This is a genomic window from Algoriphagus sp. (assembly GCF_024642405.1).
Lineage (GTDB): Bacteria > Bacteroidota > Bacteroidia > Cytophagales > Cyclobacteriaceae > Algoriphagus.
On record NZ_JAHEBC010000316.1, the window covers coordinates 1 to 4,443 of the forward strand.

The 4,443-nt window shown below is 35.9% G+C and carries 3 protein-coding genes; 1 reads left to right on the forward strand and 2 read right to left on the reverse strand.

The window, feature by feature from the left end:
- Positions 1-1,162 (reverse strand): methylmalonyl-CoA mutase family protein (locus tag Q0L68_RS16840; RefSeq protein WP_296705385.1); only part of this gene is annotated, 1,162 nt, incomplete at its 3' end.
- Positions 1,159-2,565: a methylmalonyl-CoA mutase family protein gene (locus Q0L68_RS16845; protein ID WP_296705386.1), complete on the reverse strand. Its 1,407-nt coding sequence runs from the start codon at positions 2,563-2,565 to the stop codon at positions 1,159-1,161. The genes Q0L68_RS16845 and Q0L68_RS16840, both read right to left, overlap by 4 nt.
- Positions 2,566-2,924: 359 nt before the next feature.
- Between Q0L68_RS16845 and dnaA the strand changes: the two genes are divergently transcribed.
- The gene (gene dnaA, locus Q0L68_RS16850; protein ID WP_296705388.1) at positions 2,925-4,343 is read left to right on the forward strand and encodes a chromosomal replication initiator protein DnaA; all 1,419 of its coding nucleotides are present in this window, start codon (positions 2,925-2,927) and stop codon (positions 4,341-4,343) included.
- Positions 4,344-4,443: the final 100 nt, after the last annotated feature.

A 4,443-nucleotide genomic window follows, 5' to 3' on the forward strand; every position in this document is an offset into this window, starting at 1 on the left:
GATCAACAACATTTGTTATCCCCATTTCATCCTGTAAAATCAACTGTGTATTTCTGGCGATTCTAGCAGAAAAATCTGTGGGTAATGCAATTGCCTCATCCAATGAATTGGTATGGAGGGACTGGGTTCCGCCCATAGCTGCCGCAAGTGCCTCGACAGCAGTTCTTGTTACATTATTGAAAGGATCTTGCTCAGTAAGAGACCAGCCGGAAGTTTGGCAATGTGTACGCAATGCCAGGGATTTACTGGATTTAGGATTGAATTTTTTGACAATTTTAGCCCAAAGCAACCTTGCCGCCCTCATTTTGGCTATTTCCATAAAATGATTCATTCCTATTCCCCAAAAAAATGATAGTCTCGGTGCAAAATCATCTATATCTAGTCCCGCTTTTACACCGGTTTTCAGGTATTCCCATCCATCTGCCAAAGTATAGGCCAATTCTAAATCAGCTGTTGCACCAGCTTCCTGCATATGATAGCCAGAGATAGAAATCGAATTATATTTCGGCATTTTGTCCGCAGTATATTCAAAAATATCAGCAATGATTTTCATGGAAGGCTGGGGAGGGTAGATATACGTATTCCTTACCATGAATTCTTTCAGTATATCATTTTGAATAGTTCCACTAAGTGCTTCAGGCTTAACCCCCTGTTCTTCAGCTGCAACGATATAAAATGCAAGAATCGGAATTACAGCACCATTCATAGTCATAGAAACTGACATATGATCGAGAGGAATCTGGTCAAAAAGAATTTTCATATCCTCCACGGAATCTATGGCTACACCTGCTTTTCCCACATCTCCCACTACTCTCGGATGATCAGAATCATAGCCTCGATGGGTTGCCAAATCAAAAGCTACAGAAAGTCCTTTTTGACCGGCAGCTAAATTTTTTCGATAAAATTCATTTGATTCTTCTGCAGTGCTAAATCCTGCATATTGTCGTATAGTCCAAGGTCTCATACTATACATTGTACTGTAAGGACCTCTCAAAAAAGGAGGTATTCCTGCCGTAAATTGAATGTGAGGAAGATTTAGTATCTGAATTGAGTTAAACTCTGAAGGAATCTGGATCTGTTCTGCCGAATCCCAAGCTTCATTTGAAACCTGTTTTTTTTCTTCTAAAGAGCTGCTCAGCCAATTCTTTATATCAGGTCTCATGCTTTTTTTAATTTATTTCTTTCTAATAAATAAGTAGCTCTTGTTGGCTTCAACTCATAATCCTTTTCTTCAAATCCCTCAAAGCTACCATTACTTGCTAATTCACTTTTTGCTTCATATTTATTTACCCCAACTTTTATGGATTCACTTTTTAAAACCAATTCTTGGACTTTTTCTCTCTCACCTCTAACTAGTTTATGAATTTTCCTTGAATTAAAGTTTTCTAACCAACCTCCTTCATCTTCTAAAAGCTCAAGTTTTCTTAGAACCTTGGTTTTAATTTCTTTTATCAAACTTTCAACATAAAAAGAGCCAGCAGTCGGGTCTATTACCTTATCTAGAAAACTTTCTTCTTTTAGAATTGACGAAATATTTCTGGCAATTCTTTTTTCAAGTACTGAAGCAGATTTTTCATTTATAGGTTTCACCCATATTGAATTACTACCACCTAAAATTGCGGACATAGCTTCATAAGTTAGTCGGATTAGATTGGAGTTTTTATCAATTAATGAATTGCTAAAGTCACTTGTCGACACTATTAAATGAAGAGATTCGGGAGGTATTTCTTGCCCCATATTACCCGCTAACTCCACTAGCAAAATCCTAAAAGCCTTCAATTTGGATATTTCTGGAAAAAACAATTCTCCTACGCTTGCATAAAAAGCAAAGTTATCAAATACCATTGCCGGAGTAACTGCCTTAGAAATAAATGAATCCATCATTTCAATCATTTCTCCCAAACCTAGATATACTTGTTGAATGCCATTAGCACCGGAATCAGCATATTTAGCAATATCTAAAGTCATTGGAAAAAACTCCCTGAAAGCAGAAAATTTATTAACCATTTCTGCCCCAAGTTCGATGTTTTCAAGAAATTCACTTTCCCTGTCAAATAAATCTGAAGTTGGGGACCATATCACAGCTCCTTGTAGCATGGTTGGCTTGATTTGAAGGGATTCAATCCATTCTAAAATCTGTTCATAAAGTAATTTAGGTGGACCTTGGGGCACAAAATAAAGGTGGATAAACTCAGTCAACACCCCTTTCAAAATCAGATTTAAATTTTCTTCACCACTTAAATGAATAGCGATTGCATCGGCTCCATTTTCAAGCGCATAAATAATTTCTTGATTACACTTCTTCTCATCTTCCGGATAAAAAGAAACTACATTATTCCAAATTCTTGGAGCTAGTCCAGGTAGTTTGGTTTTTTCATGAAACCTAAATGAATAATTCGAAGGAGCTAAATCTTCCGAGGAATAAAGAGGCATTACATCCAATTCTCCCCAAACTTTGGTTATTAAAGTTTCTTTAAAATCTTTGCCTTTCAAATCCTTTTGGACTTTTTCTATCCATTCTTGCTTATTTGATTTCGGGAAATTGTAAAAAGACTCATTTGTCATATTTGGGTGTTCTTTTAGAATCTAAAATCTGCTTAGTTCTACTCAAAAATAACCATTTACTAAAGAAGTATAAGAAATTACCTAGGAAATGAAGGTTATCTTTTAATTTCAAAAAATAGATTTTTAGAAATTAAAAAATTATAAACAGGATAAAAATTAATCGTACTCTCCAGCTTTCAAATAGATTTTGAAACGTTTTAATCAATTTTTCGATCAAAATTTCGTTTTATCATTTTATTATGAATTGATAAAAAAATCACTTTTTCAAGCCTAATTGGATTTTTTATTTACCTTAATTTTCTCCAAATTTGGTACCCCAATTATCTCAGGGTCCATCAGATTTTCAGAAATCTTCTCTAATGAGTTCAGAAGCTAGCGCCGTTTGGAATGAATGTTTACGTGTGATTGAACAACACGTCAATGAGCAGAGCTTTTCAACTTGGTTTAAACCGATTAATCCAGTAAAACTCGAGGGAACTAACCTTACAATTCAAGTTCCTAGTCAGTTTTTTTTCGAGTGGCTGGAGGATAATTATGTGCAGGTCTTAAAACTTGCTATTAAAACGACTTTGGGCCAAGGAGGAAGACTTGAATATGCTGTTGTTGTAGATCGTGGTAATTCTTCCAATCAACCTTATGTAGTTTCTTACCCACAAGGAAATAATGGAAAAAAAGGAGCTCCCTCCCAAGCAGAAGAACAAAGAACTCCATTTGAGATGAAATCTCTGGATGCAGAAGCTTTAACAAAAAGTAATCTGAATCCAAACTATACTTTCAGCGCATATATTGAAGGCGACTGTAATAGATTAGCCAGATCGGCTGGATTTGCAGTAGCTACAAAGCCCGGGATCACGTCCTTCAACCCTTTGATGGTTTATGGTGGAGTTGGATTAGGAAAAACTCACTTGGTACAGGCAATAGGAAACGAAATCAAAAATGGTCTTGAAGACAAATTTGTGTTATATGTTTCCTCGGAAAAATTTGTAAATCAGTTTATGGATTCTATCAAGGATGGAAACGTAAAAACCTTTACAAATTTCTACATGCAAGTTGATGTGTTGATCATAGATGATATCCAATTCCTTGCTGGAAAAGACAGGACTCAGGAAATGTTCTTCCATATCTTTAATCACCTACATCAAAATAAGAAGCAGATCATCATGACTTCAGATTGTCCTCCCAGAGATTTGAAAGGACTTGAGGAACGATTGCTATCGAGATTTAAATGGGGATTGACGGCAGACTTACAAATGCCAGACTTCGAAACCAGAGTCGCAATTATTCGAAGGAAGATGCAATCTGAAGGAATCATTATTCCTGTTGATGTGGTAGAATATCTCGCATATACAGTAGATACTAACGTCCGTGAACTTGAGGGCATCCTTATTTCTTTGATTGCTCATGCCTCCTTGAGTAGAGTGGAAATCAGTCTAGAGCTCGCAAAAACCGTGATGAAAAATATCATCAAGGACATAGAGACAGAAGTAGGTATTGAATACATTCAAAAGACAGTTTCTGAATATTATGGAATAGCTTTAGAGGATCTAAAAGCTAAAACCAGAAAAAAAGAAATTGTGGTGGCAAGGCAGGTTTCAATGTATTTTTCAAAAGAGTTTACTAATCATTCTTTGAAATCTATTGGTTATCACTTTGGCGGAAGAGATCACTCCACAGTGATCCATGCCGTTCAAACAGTGAATGATCTTATGGAAACCGATAGTTCGTTCAGAAATGCCGTGAACGAGTTGAAAAAGAAATTCAAAATGAGATCTTACTAAGTCTCGGACCGAATTAAAAAAATTACTTTTTTACCACCTCTTCTAATTCGATTAAGTCAAACTCTAGTTCTGTATACCCAAGTGAATAAGGACCAATTTC